Raw genomic sequence first — 17,847 nt, forward strand, 5'->3', positions numbered from 1 at the left:
GATCTTACTAAAGTTTTTTAACATAATTTTTTCTCCAAGGTTAGATCATAATCTTTTGATAAATCCATTAGTTTTAATAATTCTTTTTCATTCTTATAAAATTTACAACATCGAGGCTCTTTATACTTCTTCGAAAACAACTGACATGCTCCTCCGTTACAATATGCCCAATTTAAACATTCTTTACATTCTTTCTTAATGTAACACTTATTCCATATATCGAAATAATCCGATTTTATAAAATCACCTTTTTTATCAATGTATCCAATATAAGATTCATCGTTTTCTATTACTGTACATTTTGATACTCTGAAATCTGTATTAACAACATAGTGATTATCCTTTGCCGCAAAGCAAAGACTATCATAAATAGATAAATAGCTTCTTAAATTAGCTATTCTATATCCTTTGCCAATGAAATTTTTAATAAAATTAAGTATTTCAATATCAGATATTTGATGAGATAATGTTTTAAAATCGACTACAGAATTAAAGTCAAGATAAATATTACTATTTTGCTTTAATCTATTTAACCATCTTTCTACATTGTAAATATTATTTACAATTTCTCTAGTCAAATTCATTCTAATAACAATTCCAAAATCATTGTAACACCCAAAATTAGTTTGAATATCTTCTATATTTTTTATTATTTTATTAAATGAGCCCTTTCCATTTAACAAAATTCTTTGTTTGTTATGAATTGTCTCAAACCCATCTATAGTAATTTGATATGATTTAACATTGCTTTTATATAGTTTTGAAAAAATATCTTTATCTAATAGATATCCATTTGTAGTTATACTAGCCAAATAATAGATATTATTTTTCTCACATAATTCTTGTATTCTTGGTGTTAAATATAATATTGCATCAATATTTAAAAGTGGTTCTCCTCCAAACCAATTTATAATAATTGTTTTAAAATTATTTTTTTCTATTTGATTGCTTATAAATTTAAGTAACCTAATGTAATCATTTCTTTCAATTTTTTTATCAGAAAATTTCTCATAACAATAATTACATCTAAAATTACATTGACTTGTCAATTTCACAATTATCATCAGAGTATCATTAGAATTTTTTATTTGATTTTGCAATTTTTTAATTTCGAATATCTCGTTATCACTTGCAAAAAAACTTTTTTCTCTAAAGAAAGATTCTACTTCGTTATATGAGCATAAATCTTCAAATGAAGAAAAATCTTTTTTTCTATATCTTATAAAATAATCATTCTTTGTATTATATAAAAGTTTAAATTTATTATCGTAACTATCTGCTTCTAAAACATATTTTGATAACATTTTTACTCCATTTAAGTGCAATAGAGTAGTATATAATCTACTAAACTCTATCGCACTTTATAATTACTTAACGTTAATTGTTATAACTGAGAAACATCTTCCAACAAACTGCTTTTTTTCATTATTGAATTCAAAAACTATAGTTTCTTTCATAAATACCTCCTTTTTTTTTGCTATTTTACCACATTAAACTTCAAGTTTCAATAGTTACATTATCGTTTTTTTATTATTGATATCTCTCATTATATCGAGCGAATTTAAAGATATGATATTTATATACTGCAACATCCAATCTCTAAGTGCTAGTGTTTCATTTGACCGATGGAATTAGGAATATCATCCTGACTCTTCGGAAAGTGAAAACGTTTATACCGCAGCTAATTCACATCTTCATCTTATTTTGAGACCAGCTTTTTAGCCCTTTGCCTATACTTCTATTAACTTGGATGATTCTAGCTATAGGTTAAATTATATGGAAGAGATGAGTAAAATTACACAAGTGTTTAGATTATATATGCGATCATAATATGCATCTTGGATATTTTGACCAAAGAAAATCTAAAAATAATCAAATAAAAAGTTAATAAGGAAACTAGAGGATGCTCTTTATGAAAATAAGCTTACAATGGATGCTGCTAAGTCTTTAATAGAAAATTACCCTGAAACTGTTAATATATAAGGTCTCAATTAGAAGATTTGATTGTAGAGAATTAAAGGCTTTAATAATTAGTCCAAAAGATTTTAGTTTCATTAGAATAGATAAAAAGTAAAATTCTCAATATTTTAAACTGACTCTAAAAGTGAACTAACCCTAAAAAGTTAAACCCAAAACTACCTTAAGAATCTAAGCTTTTAAACTGCAAAATATAATACATAATTCAAAATTAATTTTGTCAATTAACAAAAATATATAATCTCTCACACAAGAGTATCATTTTAAAATTGGTTAATGCATATCAAAGCTTAGCTAATGAACTTAAAATCAATAATCTATCAATAATTTTGAGATGGTAAAATAATTTAGAAAAAAGTTAATTAAGTACTAAATCTAAAAAGAGTGGAAGACATTCAAAAATCTCAAAGTTACTTACAATTTCAAAAGATACTAAAAAATATTCATCAGTAAACTTAACTAATTTAGAGAACGATTCACTAAAGCAAGCACAATAAAAAAATATAGAATTGTCTCAAATGATATATACATGATTAATGCAATTTCTGACATAATCTCAGTTTAAGAAAGAAATACAAACTAAAAGACTTGTTAAATTATTATAATCTTCTAAAATCTACACTATCTATTTACAAAAACGCTTAAAGAGAGCGAATATAGATAGGTATATATAAAGCTTATTTGAAATGTTAAAACAAGAGATATATAAGTGAGTAAATTACTATTCATACGAAAAACAAAATAAAGAATTGAAAAATATATTAAGTATTACAAGAAAAAAATAAAACGTAGGATACCTATCTGTAGAATATAGAAAAAGACGGAACATAAAAAATCCTGCCCTATAGGTAGGAGAAATAAACACTAGAGCTAGAGATATTTCCAACTCTAGTGTAGAAACAACTTTATGGGGTCAGCTCAAAATTATTCTTCAAAAAATTCATACATGATTTTAAAGACCTCTTGTCTTATATTTTCATCTGTAAAATCATGGTTGGTGTCAGAAATTTCTACATACTTAGCATTAGGGTAAGACTCAGTAAGCTTGATATTGGAATCCCTAAAGACTAGTTCATCTCTATCTCCTCTTATGATTAGGACTTCTCCCTTATATTTTGACGCTTCCTTGTAGATGTCTTTTTTTAAGAAATCCTCTAAGAATTTCTTATTAAGTCTTATACCACCTATATCGATATCCTCAACATCTCTTACTAACTCATCGAAGCTTAGGTCTATGGCGTCTTCTTTGACCTCTCCTTGAATTTTTCCTTTATATATAGATTCAAACATTACCTTTAGGTAGTCCTTGTTATTCATATCGCTAGCTGGAGCTAGGAGGCAAATCTTGTAGGGGTTGACCTTATGACCTATAAGGCAAGCTATAACTCCACCTAGGGAATGACCCATTAAGTAGATTCTTTCCTTGTCTACAAAGGATTGAATTTTGACGAACTCGTAGATTAGGAGGGCTTCCTCTTCTTCCCTAGATACTGTCATATCATAGAAGCTTCCGTCTGATTCATTCGTTCCCGAGAAGTCAAACCTTACTACAACATAGCCCCTATCTGTGAGGTATCTTGCATTAGTAACCCTAAAGAAGGTATTGCCATTCCTATCCCCACCAAAGCCATGGTAGAAGATAGCTGTTGGGTATTTTTTGTACTTGTCAAAGTCATCAGGGGTATTGATAACACCCCTTAGTATAGTTTGATCTTTTTTACTTAATTCCTTGTAGATATATTTCATCTTTATAGCTCGTTTAAAATTCTCGCCATCTCAACTCCAGAAGCAGATGCTTGGGATAGGCTGTGAGTAACTCCTGATCCATCACCTAGGCAGTAGAGTCTATTTTGGGATGTTTCAAATTTCTCATCAACATCGACTACGGAGTTGTAGAACTTAACCTCTATACCGTATAGCAAGGTATCGTCATTTCCCATGCCAGGTGCAATCTTATCTAATTGGTAAATCATCTCGATTATATCATCTAATTGCCTCTTTGGCATTACTAGAGATAGGTCTCCTGCAGTTGCATTGAGGGTTGGCTTGGTAAAGGACTTCTTCATCCTTCTTTCTGATGACCTACGACCTTTGACTAGGTCTCCGAATCTTTGCATCAAGACTCCCCCACCCAGCATATTGGATAGTTTGGCTATAGATTCCCCATATTCATTTGAGTTTTTAAATGGTTCTGTAAATCTATTGGTTACCAAGAGAGCGAAGTTGGTATTTTCGCTTTGAAGCTTTGGATCTGTAAATGAATGACCATTTACTGTCAAAATTCCATTGGTATTTTCAGTTACAACTTGACCATAAGGGTTCATGCAGAATGTCCTTACAACATCATTGTATTGCTTGGTTTGATACATTATCTTTGCCTCATAGACTTCATCAGTTATGTGCTTGAAGACTTCGGCAGGGACTTCTACACGAACTCCAATATCGACCCTGTTGGACTTAAGACCTACATCAAACTTATTGCAGATATCTGCTATCCACTTAGAGCCAGACCTTCCTGCAGCAAGGACTAGGTGTTTTGCCCTATAGACTTCCTTATCTGTAGATATTAGGTAATGATCATCCTCATAGTTTACATCCTTGACTAGGGTACTGAAAGAGAAGTCTATAGTACCCTTTACATAGTCAAAGATTTTTTGGAGAATTATTTTGTTCCTATCAGTTCCAAAGTGACGAACCTTGGCATCCAAGAGGTGGAGATCATACCTTAGACATTTTGTCTTTAGGTCATTTTTATCTGTAGAAAATAGTTCTAGGTCACCTCCCCCATCAAATTTCATGAGGACATCATCCACATATTCCATAAGCTCCATTGCCTTATCTTCCCCGATATATTCGTGAAGGTCTCCACCAAAATTAGTTGTTATATTGTATTTACCGTCAGATAGGGTACCTGCTCCACCAAAGCCATACATGATATTACAAGGCTTACAGCTTATACAGTGGTCGACCTTTCCAGTAGATATTGGGCAAAGCCTATTTTCTACCTTTCTTCCAGCATCTAAAATCAAAACTTTCTTATTTGTCTTTAGTTTAGTAAGTTCATAAGCCAAAAAAGCCCCACTAGCTCCTGCGCCTACTACTACAACATCATAGTCTTTCATCAAAAACACTCCTTTTTATAATTAACCTGTTATACTATACAAGTTTTAAGCAATTATTAAAACTATTATTTTAAATTTAACAATCTTATGCTAAAATAGATTTAATATTATTGAAGGAGATATCATGAAAGAAGCATTAAAAAAAGCATTTCCTTATACTATTCCTGTTATAATAGGTTATACCTTCTTAGGTCTTGCCTTTGGAATTATGTTAAGCCAGCAGGGATTTAGTGCTATATTGGCACCAATCCTTTCGCTTACAGTTTACGCTGGTAGTATGCAATTTGTCCTTATTCCCCTACTAAAAACTGATATTAGCCTCCTTGGCATTGCAATCCTAACTCTTTCTGTCAATTTCAGGATGATGTTTTATGGGGTATCCCTCCTTAAGGAGTACAAGAATTCAAGGTCAAAGTTTTTATTTATCTTGACCCTATCAGATGAAACTTTCGCCCTAGATACATCTATTAAGCCACCAGAAGATGTAGATGATAGTGACTTTTACTTTGCCATTGGTCTGATTAATTATGGAGTTCGGGCACTAGCATCCTACCTAGGAGGCTTACTTGGTGATATGATTAGCTTTAATAGTGCAGGTCTTGACTTTGTTCTTACAGCACTCTTCTTAGTCTTATTGGTAGAACAATTTTCATCTACCAAAAACCACAGGCCATTTTTTATTGGTATTTCCCTATCAACTCTTGCCCTTATACTTTTTGGTAAGGATAATTTTATGATACCAGCCCTACTTTTGATCGTTTTATCCCTGATAGGATTTAGGGGAAAGGTGGAGGATTATAATGAATAATATGTTAGGAATAATTGCAGTAGCGACCATAACAACCTTTTTGATTAGGTCAATTCCATTTTTGTTTTTTAGCAAAAAGAACCTTCCAGATATTATTGTCTATTTTGGTAGGTACTTGCCCTTTGCCCTCATGCCCTTGCTAGTTGTCTTTGCCCTAAAAGAGGTAAATGTCTTTATTTATCCTTATGGTCTCTCTGAGCTGATAGCAAGTCTGGTAGTAATTATTCTCCATGTTAAATTTAAAAAACTTGCTCTTAGTATTGGCTTTGGCACTTTGACCTATATGTTCCTTGTTCAAATAGCCTTTGTTTAAAAAAAAGGTAAAATTAAATAAAATACATAGGAGAGAATAATAATGAATAAAGAAATAACCATATCAAACAACAAAGCCGTTCTAAACTTTTCCAAGGCCTTTTTTTCAAGCTCTGAAGAGCTATTGAGATCTGAAGGATTTTATGAAGTTCTAAGCTCTTTTGTCAGATTCCACAAGGAAGGTAATACCAGAGTTTACTCTTACCTAGAAAAATTTTTTATATCATCTGATATAGATAAACTTGCTTCAGAACTCAGGGATATAATCAAGATCCTCACAGTAATGAGCCTAGATGAGGCTAGTGATAAGATTAATAAATATTACAAACTTAATGAGCAAAGAGATAATTTATTGAGGGTCGTAGAAGATATTTACAACTACTGGAGAAAGCTCGAGAGATATTCTATAATCGAGAAATCTTCATCAGAAGCAGGACTCGAAGTCCAAAACTTTTTGGAAGCTAATATCAAGCTCAAGGAACTAATCCTAGATATCTATAGGAAAATCCAAGTTTCAATAAGTGGATTTTCTCCAAAGGTCTTTAGGCAAGTGCCTGCTGGGGCAAATGCCTCAGTTATAATTAGAAAATCTAAAATAGCATATCCAGACTACCTTGACTTCCTAAACAATATACCTTTTATAACCAAGGTTATGATTGAAACTCCTTATATAACTTACACCAAATCCAATAAAAGGGATGGATTTTTCAAAGAAGTTTATGAGAATCCACTTACAGACTTGGAAATAAACCCACACGAATTCCTCTGCTACCCAGCTAAGGTCGCTGATAATTTAGTCTATGTTTACTTCCACATAGACTACATGACCCATGGTATTTCTGCATCAAACCTCTTTGAACTAGCCGATGAAGAAGAAGTTCTAAATAATAAGCCTGATGCCATTTATATCTTTGGAGTAAAAGATGATAATGATAGAGATGTCTTCTATGAAGATAAGAAAAACAACCTAATAATCGGTTATTGTAACTATGCTGAGAAAAAAGATTACTTCGGCTACCTAAAAAAAATGTGTCTAACCTTAAACAACATAATCTCAATGAAGAAGGGATACCTACCTATCCACGGAGCTGGAGTAAATGTAGTTCTCCACAACGGAAAGAGTGCGAATATAGTAATCTTAGGTGATAGTGGAGCTGGTAAGAGCGAATCCATAGAAGCCTTTAGAAGCCTAGCCAAAGAATACATTAGATATATGACTATAATCTTTGATGATATGGGCTCCTTTAGGATAGAAGACGGAGAGGTAAAGGCATATGGAAGCGAAACTGGTGCCTTTGTTAGACTTGATGACCTAGATAGTGGCTATGCCTTCAAGCAAATAGATAGGTCAATCTTTATGAACCCTGACAAGATAAATGCAAGATTAATAATGCCAGTCGCAAGCTACGATGATATAATGGAAGGCTACAAAGTAGACTTCTTCCTATATGCTAACAACTACGACAAACTAGATGATAATGAGAAATCCATAAGATTTTTTGATGATAAGGAGCATGCCATCCAAGTTTTCAAGGACGGGGCAAGGCTTGCCAAAGGAACTACCACCGAAGAAGGCCTTGTTAAATCCTACTTTGCAAATCCATTCGGTCCTTACCAAAAGCAAGAGAAATGTGATGAGCTAATCGAGAAATATTTTACAAGGCTCTTTGCCAACAATATCAGAGTTGGTACAATCAGAACCCAACTAGGGATAGAAGGAATGGAGAACGATGGCCCATTAAAATCTGCTAGAGAACTATTTGAAATAATAAAAGAACTTTAAATTTATCCCAGGTTAGTCCCTGGGATTTTTCTTGTAAAAACTACCTGTACTATAGAATTTTCTCAAAAATTCCAAATGACTTGGTAAAATTTATCAATCATAGTGGTATCAAAAATCAAGTACATCCATTTGAAAAAATTATGAAAATGTTTTATAATTAAATTATACAAGAAAACTAATAGGAGGTTTTATGGTATTATTTTTTATAGGACTCGTCATCCTCTTTGCTGGCGGATTCTTCTATTCAAAGATTGTCGAAAAACAATTCGGCCCTGATGATAGAGAAACTCCAGCAGTTAAAAAAGCAGACGGTATAGATTATGTTACAATGAACAAGAACAAAAACTGGCTTATTAACTTACTTAATATTGCAGGTACTGGACCAATACTCGGACCTATCCAAGGTATTTTATTTGGCCCAATTGCCTTCCTAGCTATTCCTCTAGGATGTGTATTCGCTGGTGCAGTTCACGATTATTTTACAGGAATGATCTCCATGAGAAATGGCGGTAGCCAAGTTCCAAAACTTGTTGGTAAATACTTAGGAACAAATACTAGAAGAGTTTACAATATAATCATTGCAATATTATTACTACTTACTGGTACAGTATTTGTTTACACCCCTGGAGATTTGATAGCTAACGATATCCTTGGACTTGATCCAAACTCAAACATTATTTGGATAATCTACGCTGTAATTTTCGTTTATTATATCCTTTCAACAATTCTTCCAATTGATAAAGTTATAGGAAAGATTTATCCTATTTTTGGTGCCTTCCTCCTTATTTCATCATTCGGAGTATTTATAGGCATCCTATTCAAGGGACTTCCTCACCTACAATTTGAAGGATACGGTCTCCTATATGACCACCCAACAGGACAAAAATTCATCCCATCATTCTTCATAACTGTAGCTTGTGGTATCCTATCAGGTTTCCACGGATCTCAAGTAACACTTGTTTCTAGAACAGTTGGAGACGAAAGAGAGGGAATTAGAACCTTCTACTCAACAATGATTACTGAAGGATTTATAGCTATGATTTGGGCTGCAGGAGCCATAATTCTATTCTCAACAGGAGCTGCTGGCCTAGATACCCCAGGTACCTTGATGGTTGGACAAATTTCTAAAAACTTCATGGGTACAATCGGTGGTTACCTTGCAATAATCGGTGTAATCGTCCTCCCTATAACAAGTGGAGATACATCATTTAGATCTCTAAGACTTATCGTTGCAGAAGAGCTAAACATTGACCAAAGATCTTCTAAGAAGAGAGCTACTGTAGCTGCAGTCCTATTTATCCCAGCAATTGCAATCCTATACTTTGCAAAATCTAACCCTAACGGATTTAACATCCTATGGAGATACTTCGGATTTACAAACCAACTAGTAGCAATCTTTGCCCTAGGTGTAGCAACAAGCTACCTAATCACAAAGAAGAAACTATATCTAATGACCCTTATCCCAGGAATCTTCTACTCATTCATAGTAGCTGCCTTCATAAGCTCAGCTGATATAGGATTTAAACTAAGCACAACAGCAGGTTATGTAATAGGTGCAATATTTGCTATCCTCTATGCAATATTTGTAGTACAAGTATCTAAAAAGAGAAAGACAAAAATTGACAAGATAGTCTTTGAGTAATAATTTATAAAGTTAAAGCAGCCTTAAGGCTGCTTTTTTCCTACAAAAAAGCACAGGAGACTCTATCCTGTGCAATGATATTATTTTATTTTCTTTAGTAGTTCTACCAAGAATTTGTAGTTACCTTGTACGGATTCTATGTTTACTTTTTCTTCTGGGCTGTGAGCGCCTTGGATTTCTGGACCGAAGGAGATCATTCCTACATGTGGGATTTCTTTTTTGAATAGTCCACATTCTAGGCCACCATGGGTAGTTGATACTTCCATGTCATTTCCTCTTACTTCTTTCCAAGTTTCTTTAGCAAGGTCGATTAGGTCTGTTTCTTCTCTTTGCCATCCTGAATATTCTCCCTTTACTTCATAGGTTCCACCAAATCTGCTTACGATTTCTTTGTCAATCTCTGCCCTATCAAATTTGGCTGAGTCTACTTCTGATCTTATCATGATGTTATACATCACTTCATCTTCTCTATTTTCTAGAATTCCTAGGTTGGATGAAGTTACTATGTTGTTTTGGTATTTTTTGTAGAGACCATCAGGCATTACGTAGAGGGTTGAGATTATTTTCTCTGATACTTCCTTGCTTATTACTTGTCCATCAAAGCTTGCTTCTCTTACTTCGATTGTGCCGTTTGGATCTGTATCCTTGTATTCATTTAGGATGTCTGCTATTTCTTCTTTTATTGTCTTTATAGCTTGGTCCCTATCTTCTACTGCTACTATAGCATTTGCTGTTGTAGGGATGGCATTTCTCTTAACTCCACCCTTAATTTCAGCGATTTGAACATTTCCTAGCTTGTGAAGGAGTCTTGCTAATATTTTGATAGCGTTTAGTCTAAACTTATCGATTTCCATTCCAGAGTGACCACCCAAGAATCCTTTGATGTCAATTTCTATAAAGTCGCCTTGGGCTTGTTCATATTCCTTGGCAAAGCTTACTTCTAGGTCAAGTCCACCTGCACAACCTATGGTTAGGATGCCTTCTTCTTCCGAGTCAATGTTTATTAGGTACTTAGCATCTAATTGGGATAGGTCTAGGGCATTGGCTCCTAGCATAGATGTTTCTTCAGATGTCGTAATTACTGCTTCAATTGGGCCATGTTCAAGTTCATCATTGTCAAGGATTGCCATTATAAAGGCAACACCAATCCCATCATCAGCTCCAAGGGTTGTTCCATTGGCTGTTAGGTAGTCTCCTTCTACCATAAGCTCTATTGGATCTTTTTTAAAGTCATGGTCACTTCCATCAACTTTAACTGCTACCATATCCATGTGGCCTTGGAGGGCAACTGTTGGCCTATCTTCGTAGCCCTTGCTAGCAGGCTTCTTGATAACAACGTTTAGAGCTTCGTCTTGGTTTACTTCTAAGTTTCTATCTTTAGCAAATTTTACTAAAAAATCTGAAACTCCTTTTTCATTTCCTGATTCTCTAGGTATTTGACTAATGTCATAAAAGTGAGAAAATACTTCTTTAGGTTCTAAGTTTTTAATTTCCATAATTCCTCCTAATACTTCTACTATACCCATTTATAATATTATTTTTACTATCGATTTCTTCATCTAATTTTTCGTAATAATCCCTCAAATTCCTGGCATTTCGGTACTTTGTACCATCCATTAGCTTGGAGTTGGCATTCATACCAAGGCCTATAACATTTTCAAGCTCGTCATTGATTATCATATTGTACCTTTGAGGGGTATCGTTCCTATGGTAACCAATGTTTTCGAGGTTGCTGATGATATTTTTTTGCCTGTAGAGGTAGTAGGGCTTGTAGGCCTGACTCTTAGTAAAGTTCTCTATGGCTTGGCTTATTACTTTAGGATTTATGGATTTTGACCTCTGAGACCTTTCGAAGTACTTGCTACCTACCTTAATACTTAGGGTATGGAAGGTAAGGTTGTGGGGTCTTAGCCTTTTTAGGATTTCAAAATTCTTCTTAAAGAGTTCGCTATCCTCTCCTACTAACCCTACTATAAAGTCGGTATTTATTATAAAGCCAAGGTCATATGCCTTTTCATAAATTTTTAGGAAATGGTCTAAGTTGTAAGGCCTACCTGCCATTTTTGCAATGTCAGTATTAAAGGTCTGAGGGTTTAGAGATATCCTTTGAACTCCAGATTCTTTTAAGATCTCTATTTTTTTCCTATCCAAGGTATCCTCCCTCCCTGCTTCGAAGGTAAATTCCTTGTAGGTAAAGCGTTTATTGATAGCATCCAATAGCCTTGATAGGTCGTTTGCCTTGAGGTAGGAGGGAGTCCCTCCACCTATATAGATGGCATCAAGCTCTCTTGGTAGATCTATATTTTCCATCTCATAGATTAGCTTATCGATGTATTCTCCCTTGTCATGGTTAGCTCCTACTAGGGTTGGATATGAGCAATAATCGCACCTTGTTGGGCAAAAAGGGATGTTGATATAGATAGAAAAATCTTCACTATTGAAAGCTAACTTTCCTTGCTCTTCCCTTACTTCGCCTAGCAATTTAATCTTCCTATCACTTAGCCTATACTTTTCTTTTATCTCTCCTAGGTTCATTTGTTTTAGGAGCTTTGATGGCTTGGATCCAGTGAGGTAACCCCGTGGGGACTCATAGCCTGTTAGATTAACAAAAAGGTCATAGAGATCTTTCTTAAGGTCTCTTTTATCATAAGTAATATCCTTGCCCCCATAAGTAATCCTGTCCTCTAGGATTCTAAGGTCAGCCTCCTCGTCATAAATTATCTCCTCATGGTCAAAAAATATATTTAAAATGTCATAAACTTTTTTCTGATTTTTTCTATCTTCTACATAAAATTTCATAAGAATATCATACCAATAAAAAAAGACCCCTGGCAAAGGCAATAGGCCTAGGCCTCTTGGAAATGGGGAAGATTTGAGGAAGGAAGTCGATAAGAGCAAGACTTATCTCCACGAGTCGGCGAGCTTGCTCACTGAGCCAGAGTGGCTTCCACGATCCGATAGGCTAGCCTCCTCCACCTAACCCCAATTTTTCCAAGGCTCTTTTTTTTTACTTGGGCTTTTAGTTTTTGATTTTTTTCAAGAATTCGTAGGCCCAGTTTCTATCTATCATTTGGCCTTCGGTTTCTTTGAAGTATTTTTCGTATTGTTTTAGGACCTTATCGTAGATTTCTTTTATGAATCTAAGTTTCATAACCCTACCGTCTTTGCTTATGATTTTGAAGTTACCGTCATCTTCGTAGGTAAAGCTTGCCACATCATCATAGGCTAGGTCAAATTGGTCTGATTCTAATATGATGTATTTCATTAGTTCGATTGCCTTATCAGATAGGAACGATTCAAAGATTATTATCTTTTCCTTAACTTCTGCCAGACTCTTGGACATCCTTATTACAAAGTTATAAGCCTCATCCTTCCTCTTTTTATCTAGAAGCTTTAGGGATGATAGGAAGGCTAGTCTATATTGGAGGTCGACAAATTTCGGATCATTTATTATCATGAATTTGATATCATCATCAGTATAGGCGAAGGTATAGTTAGCCCTAAAGGTGTGTCCACAAGAAGGACAAGTAACCCTTGCAAAACTCTCTTCTAGGATATCCCTTCTCTCATCTCCCTCTGAAAAGACTGCAGTATTTAGTTCAGCCTCAAAATTATCTCCACACTGTGGACATCTTAGTTTGAATTTATTTAATCTTTTTTCCATAACAACCTCTTTTCTCTAGTAAGTAAAACCTTATTAATCAAATTTAATCGACTTAAGTAGTGGTATAGCCAGAATACTAGCTATGATTACAGAAATTGTCGCATTTATTAGGCTAACTCCGAGCTTTGGTATGAGCTCAGCCATTGTCGCTTCCATTGTAAAGCCCAGGATAAATTTATTCTTGATAAATGTTTGGACCATGTAGAGTACAACGTATGTAAGTTGGCCACAAATATTTGCAATGACTAGTCTTTTCTTGCTGAAGGCCTTCTTGCCCCTAGCAAAAATAAAACCTGCTACAAAGCCCATAGCAAACTTAGTTACAAAGGTTATAGGTGCTGATGTAAAATATACTGGATCAAAAAGGTCAAATAGCGCAGATCCTATCCCTCCAGCAAGCCCACCAGCTACAGGCCCCATAAGTATTCCAGCTAACAAGCAAAATACATTTCCCAAATGAAACCTAGTTTGTCCAAAGGGTGTCATAATAGGTATTTGGAAAAACCTTGAAAATATATAGACTAGGGCAATAAATAAAGCCACAAAAATCATTTTTCTTGTATCAAAAGTTTTCTTCATAAATTCCTCCTATCTTACTTTTAAGTATAACACAATATATATATTATATTAAAGTCTATATTAAAGCTTTTTTCTTAACTTAAAATCAAACCAGTTTACAAAAATCGCAGTAATTACTCCAATCAATGTATCTATAATCCTATTAATAGCAAAGTCTAGAGGAAGTCCTCCGGGGTCATGACCATGGTTAAGGGTAACAGAAAGAAAGACTATGCAGGCTATGCTTATGGCTCCATTTAACCCCAAGATGGAAAGGGCCCAGATCAAGATAAAGACAAAGACAGACAATAGAAAAAGATTGAGTATTTGCCCATCTTGAAACCTTCCCAAGAAAAATAGGTAGGCAAGAGCCAAAAGTCCACCGATTATGCTCCCCTTGATCCTATTAATCCCCTTGGTGTAGGTTCCTTCAACATTGGTATCCATACAAATAATAGCGGCTATGGCAGAATAAAAGCTAAGACCTGATCCAAACCTCATAACCGATATCACCATTGATATAAAAACTGCTATCCAAGTCTTGATTATCCTAAGACCAGGCTTTTTGATTAACATAGCTTAGCCCTTACATAAGTGAGGAAACTCTCCTCATTTACCCTATTTACCAAGTAATTTTTCTTCCTACTTGTACTTCTAAGGAGTCTACCTCTATCTTCTTCTTTGTCTACCTTGAAGCCAGCCTCATCAAAGATAAAGGCCTCTGGGCTTTCCATAAGGTAAAGGAGGAGGGAGGCCCTAACGAGGCTCTTATCCTTATCAAGTTCTTCTATTGCTTTGATAATCTCATCATTCCCTGCTTCTCCATCGATGGCCTTTGAAATATCTATCTCTTCTCCTATTTCTTGGGGTAGGATAAATAAATCAATCGAAGTATTCAAAATAATATCTATGGCCTCTGGATCCTTCCTAAAGTTCTCCTCTATATCCCTAATAGAACCCCCACTTATAAAGATATGTGAAATATAATTTTCCAAATCTTCGTGTTTTTGGAGGGCCTTGGCTATGTTTGTAAGTGGACCTGTTGTAAGGATATCCAAGGCTCCACAGTCAGAAGCTATCTCATAGAGGCCATCTTCTACAGGGATATCCTCCAGGTAGTCCTTCCTTGCCTCAAAAAAGACCCTATCATCCTTATCTGTCAAAGATTTTCCCTTGATGCTCTCATAATTGCCAGCTATTATTGGCAAGAATAAGTCATACTTCTCATTAAGGCCCAGGATATTCTCCCCTGCTGCCTTGGCACTCATCTTAGATCCAACAGTAGATATACCAACAATTTCAAAAGAAAATGACCTAAAGGCCATATCAAGCATAAGTGCCTCATCATAAGAAAAATTTGTATCTATATAAATAAATGGTTTTTCCTTTTCCATATTACCTCCCATTTCTGAGCCTTATTATACTAAAAAAACAGCTTTTTTCAAAGCTGCTTCTCATTATATTTATATGTCCATAAAGCCCCTTGTGTATCTTTTCTTTGCCAAGAGATAGAAAACCAAGGCTATTATGATATTTAGTAAGACTGGTAGGCCTATTGCAAGATAAGGCATAGTCCCACCTGACATCATCATTACGAATATTCCTATACCCACATTTAAAAATACGAATAAGAGGCTTAGTAGGTAGTAACCAAAGACCCTGAAGCCACCATTGTTAATAAGATCTTTTGGATTAGTCCAAGATATATTAATTCCCACAGTAGATAGGAATACTCCTATTATATTAGAAAGCAAGGCTCCCAAGGATAGACCAACAAAGCCCGCTAGTATATTTACTAGACCAAATTTTAGAACTAGACCTACAACGACAGCCAAAACGAGGTTTATCCCAGTAGCGATTAGGCTTGCTGAACTTAGTCTTGCTAGCATATGGCTATGGGGATCGATTGGTAGGGTTTGGATTAGATAGAAGCTCTTTCCCTCTCGAGATAGGGCGTTTTGGGCAATACCTCCATTACTCCAAATCAAAAATCCTATAGAGTAGCCACCTGCAAGGATCACCCACTTGCTATAAGGAGATGCAAGGTTAAATTCTTCGATATTATTTCTACCAGTTGTGATAGTTATTATACCAAAGATTAGAGCCATTAACATAGGTGAATAGAGGAACATTACATCATTCATTAAAACCTTGAGGTCTCTTTTAACTAGGGCCTTAAACTGACTTGATTGGTTTAAGCTAACATTTTTTACCTTAGTAGAAGACTTCTTGACTTCTTTCTCATTCTTAACTGCCTTACCAAATACTGACCTATAATAATTTTTGTCAGCTAGCTTGTAGGATAGGACCAAAAGTCCACCACTTATAGCATAAAGGATGAGACTTGCTATAAGCCTCCTTCCAATTGAGCCTGTTATAGACAAGCCAAAGAGTTTAGCATTAAAGAAGATGTTTGATACTAGGCTTCCCTCGACAAAGACATCATTAAGGGCCTTAGAAATATTTGCCCCCGATGCATTTTGCGAAAAGGCAAAGTAATAGATAAAGCCCAATATTACAAACATCACACCATAGCCTAGGTTTTTAAATAACTTCTTGTGGGAGTTGATATTAGAAAACCTCTTAATAAGCATTATTAAAAGAGCCACAAGAGTATAGGGTATGACTACCATTGGCAAGAAGTTGACTAGGCCTAGGGCAAAGCCAAGTAAATCAAAGCCTCCTACCCTATCATAGATTACATAAATTAGGATAAAGAAGAGGAAATAATCCACAAAGGACATACAGCCTCCGATTATCTTTCCTACAAAAAGTTCTTCTTCCTTTATAGGTAGGGTTTGGTAGTTTGATATGGCCTTCTCCGAAAATATCCCAGCCATAATCGTTGCCAGGTAGATGGTCAATATCATCACAGTAACCATCATAGCAAATATGGTAAAGTACATATAGTCAAGGCCAAGGTCAATAAAAACCTTAGCTGTAACGATGGATATTGCCGAAAATAAATATCCTAAGCCAAGATAGGTTAAAATAAAAACGACTATCCTTGCCAGGTAGTTTTTTGGCATACCTGGAGTTCTCTTTGATGGGTAGTAGGGGAAAAATTGCTCCTTTAGGGCATATTTACTTATCAATAAAATATTATTCATCTGTAAGCTCCAAGAATATTTCTTCTAGAGATCCTTCTCTATTGACCTTGGTCTTTATTTCTTCAAAAGTTCCTATGGCAATAATCTTGCCCTTGTTGATGATAGCTATCCTATCACATAACTCTTGGGCAACTTCCATGACATGGGTTGAGAAAAAGACAAGCTTCCCCTCACCTGCCCTTTGTCTTAGGATTTGCTTGAGGTTGTAGGCAGACTTGGCATCAAGGCCTACCATAGGCTCATCTAAAATCAATACTTCAGGTTCATTTATCAAAGCCCCTATTATAGCAAGTCTTTGAGCCATACCATGGGAATAGCTTGAAATTTGATCATTCATAGCAGATCTTATATCGAAGTAGTCTAAGTAATGCTCTAATCTTTCCTTACGGGTTTTACTATCTACCCCGTACACATCAGCTATAAAGTTTATGTATTCATTTCCACTATAATTTTCAAATAGATCTGGATTATCTGGTACATAAGAAAAAAGGCTCTTATATTTCTTAGCATCATCCTCTAGGGACATACCATTTATAGCAATTTCTCCTTCTGATTTTGAGTTAATTCCTACAATACTCTTTATGGTTGTGGACTTCCCTGCCCCATTGGGCCCCAAAAAGCCAAAGATTTCTCCATTATTGGCTGTAAAACTTATGTCATCTACAGCTTTTTTCCCATTATTATAGATTTTAGTAAAATTTTTAACCTCTAACATCAAGCACCTCCTTTAATGCCAAATGCGATTATTATAATTTAATATTACCACAATTGTTTATATTTTAATATTGTATTAAATATTCTATATATTTGATAATATCATTTTACCCCCCCCCTTAGTAAATTAGCAAATTAAATGCTAATAAAGATTCCC

At 34.8% G+C, this 17,847-nt stretch carries 15 protein-coding genes; 4 read left to right on the forward strand and 11 right to left on the reverse strand.

Going from position 1 to position 17,847, the window contains the following annotated elements; genetic code table 11:
* Positions 1-17: 17 nt before the first annotated feature.
* The 3 genes from MUN42_RS06360 to MUN42_RS06370 form a co-directional block, all read right to left on the reverse strand.
* The gene (locus MUN42_RS06360) at positions 18-1,304 is read right to left on the reverse strand and encodes a radical SAM protein (protein WP_243343736.1); all 1,287 of its coding nucleotides are present in this window, start codon (positions 1,302-1,304) and stop codon (positions 18-20) included.
* Between the two features lie 1,597 nt (positions 1,305-2,901).
* Positions 2,902-3,723, reverse strand: coding sequence for an alpha/beta fold hydrolase (locus MUN42_RS06365; RefSeq protein ID WP_243343737.1), 822 nt, complete (start codon positions 3,721-3,723; stop codon positions 2,902-2,904).
* A gap of 2 nt (positions 3,724-3,725) precedes the next feature.
* Positions 3,726-5,099 carry an NAD(P)/FAD-dependent oxidoreductase gene (locus MUN42_RS06370; RefSeq protein ID WP_243343738.1) on the reverse strand — a complete coding sequence of 458 codons (1,374 nt, stop codon included), beginning with the start codon at positions 5,097-5,099 and terminating at the stop codon, positions 3,726-3,728.
* 124 nt (positions 5,100-5,223) lie between these two features.
* Here MUN42_RS06370 and MUN42_RS06375 point away from each other — a divergent pair, with 124 nt between their 5' ends.
* The 4 genes from MUN42_RS06375 to MUN42_RS06390 all read left to right on the forward strand — a co-directional run bounded on the left by MUN42_RS06375 (position 5,224) and on the right by MUN42_RS06390 (position 9,644).
* Positions 5,224-5,907, forward strand: a complete 684-nt coding sequence (locus MUN42_RS06375) for an AzlC family ABC transporter permease (protein WP_243343739.1) — start codon at positions 5,224-5,226, stop codon at positions 5,905-5,907.
* The gene (locus MUN42_RS06380; protein WP_243343740.1) at positions 5,900-6,220 is read left to right on the forward strand and encodes an AzlD domain-containing protein; all 321 of its coding nucleotides are present in this window, start codon (positions 5,900-5,902) and stop codon (positions 6,218-6,220) included. The genes MUN42_RS06375 and MUN42_RS06380 overlap by 8 nt, the downstream gene beginning before the upstream one ends.
* Before the next feature lie 42 nt (positions 6,221-6,262).
* Positions 6,263-8,002: a phosphoenolpyruvate carboxykinase gene (locus MUN42_RS06385; protein WP_243343741.1), complete on the forward strand. Its 1,740-nt coding sequence runs from the start codon at positions 6,263-6,265 to the stop codon at positions 8,000-8,002.
* Positions 8,003-8,192: 190 nt separating this feature from the next.
* Complete coding sequence (locus MUN42_RS06390; protein WP_243343742.1) at positions 8,193-9,644, forward strand: carbon starvation CstA family protein; 1,452 nt, start codon at positions 8,193-8,195, stop codon at positions 9,642-9,644.
* Between the two features lie 80 nt (positions 9,645-9,724).
* Here MUN42_RS06390 and MUN42_RS06395 read toward each other — a convergent pair whose 3' ends face one another.
* From MUN42_RS06395 to MUN42_RS06430, 8 genes are all read right to left on the reverse strand, one after another.
* On the reverse strand, positions 9,725-11,140 hold the full coding sequence (locus MUN42_RS06395; protein ID WP_243343743.1) for an aminoacyl-histidine dipeptidase: 1,416 nt from the start codon (positions 11,138-11,140) through the stop codon (positions 9,725-9,727).
* A complete protein-coding gene (locus MUN42_RS06400; protein WP_243343744.1) occupies positions 11,130-12,443 on the reverse strand; it encodes a radical SAM protein in 1,314 nt (437 codons plus the stop codon). Before MUN42_RS06400 ends, MUN42_RS06395 begins: the two co-directional genes overlap by 11 nt.
* Positions 12,444-12,663: 220 nt before the next feature.
* Entirely contained in the window at positions 12,664-13,308 is a 645-nt protein-coding gene (locus tag MUN42_RS06405) for a CpXC domain-containing protein (protein WP_243343745.1), read from the reverse strand.
* Positions 13,309-13,341: 33 nt separating this feature from the next.
* Complete coding sequence (locus MUN42_RS06410) at positions 13,342-13,887, reverse strand: ECF transporter S component (RefSeq protein WP_243343746.1); 546 nt, start codon at positions 13,885-13,887, stop codon at positions 13,342-13,344.
* A gap of 60 nt (positions 13,888-13,947) precedes the next feature.
* Entirely contained in the window at positions 13,948-14,442 is a 495-nt protein-coding gene (locus MUN42_RS06415) for an aromatic acid exporter family protein (RefSeq protein WP_243343747.1), read from the reverse strand.
* Positions 14,436-15,260, reverse strand: a complete 825-nt coding sequence (locus MUN42_RS06420) for a nucleoside hydrolase (RefSeq protein ID WP_243343748.1) — start codon at positions 15,258-15,260, stop codon at positions 14,436-14,438. Before MUN42_RS06420 ends, MUN42_RS06415 begins: the two co-directional genes overlap by 7 nt.
* A gap of 69 nt (positions 15,261-15,329) precedes the next feature.
* Entirely contained in the window at positions 15,330-16,976 is a 1,647-nt protein-coding gene (locus tag MUN42_RS06425) for a hypothetical protein (protein WP_243343749.1), read from the reverse strand.
* A complete protein-coding gene (locus MUN42_RS06430) occupies positions 16,969-17,691 on the reverse strand; it encodes an ABC transporter ATP-binding protein (protein ID WP_243343750.1) in 723 nt (240 codons plus the stop codon). The genes MUN42_RS06425 and MUN42_RS06430 overlap by 8 nt, the downstream gene beginning before the upstream one ends.
* Positions 17,692-17,847 lie beyond the last annotated feature (156 nt).

This window comes from Anaerococcus sp. AGMB09787, from assembly GCF_022808955.1.
In the GTDB taxonomy this organism is placed as follows: Bacteria; Bacillota; Clostridia; order Tissierellales; family Peptoniphilaceae; genus Anaerococcus.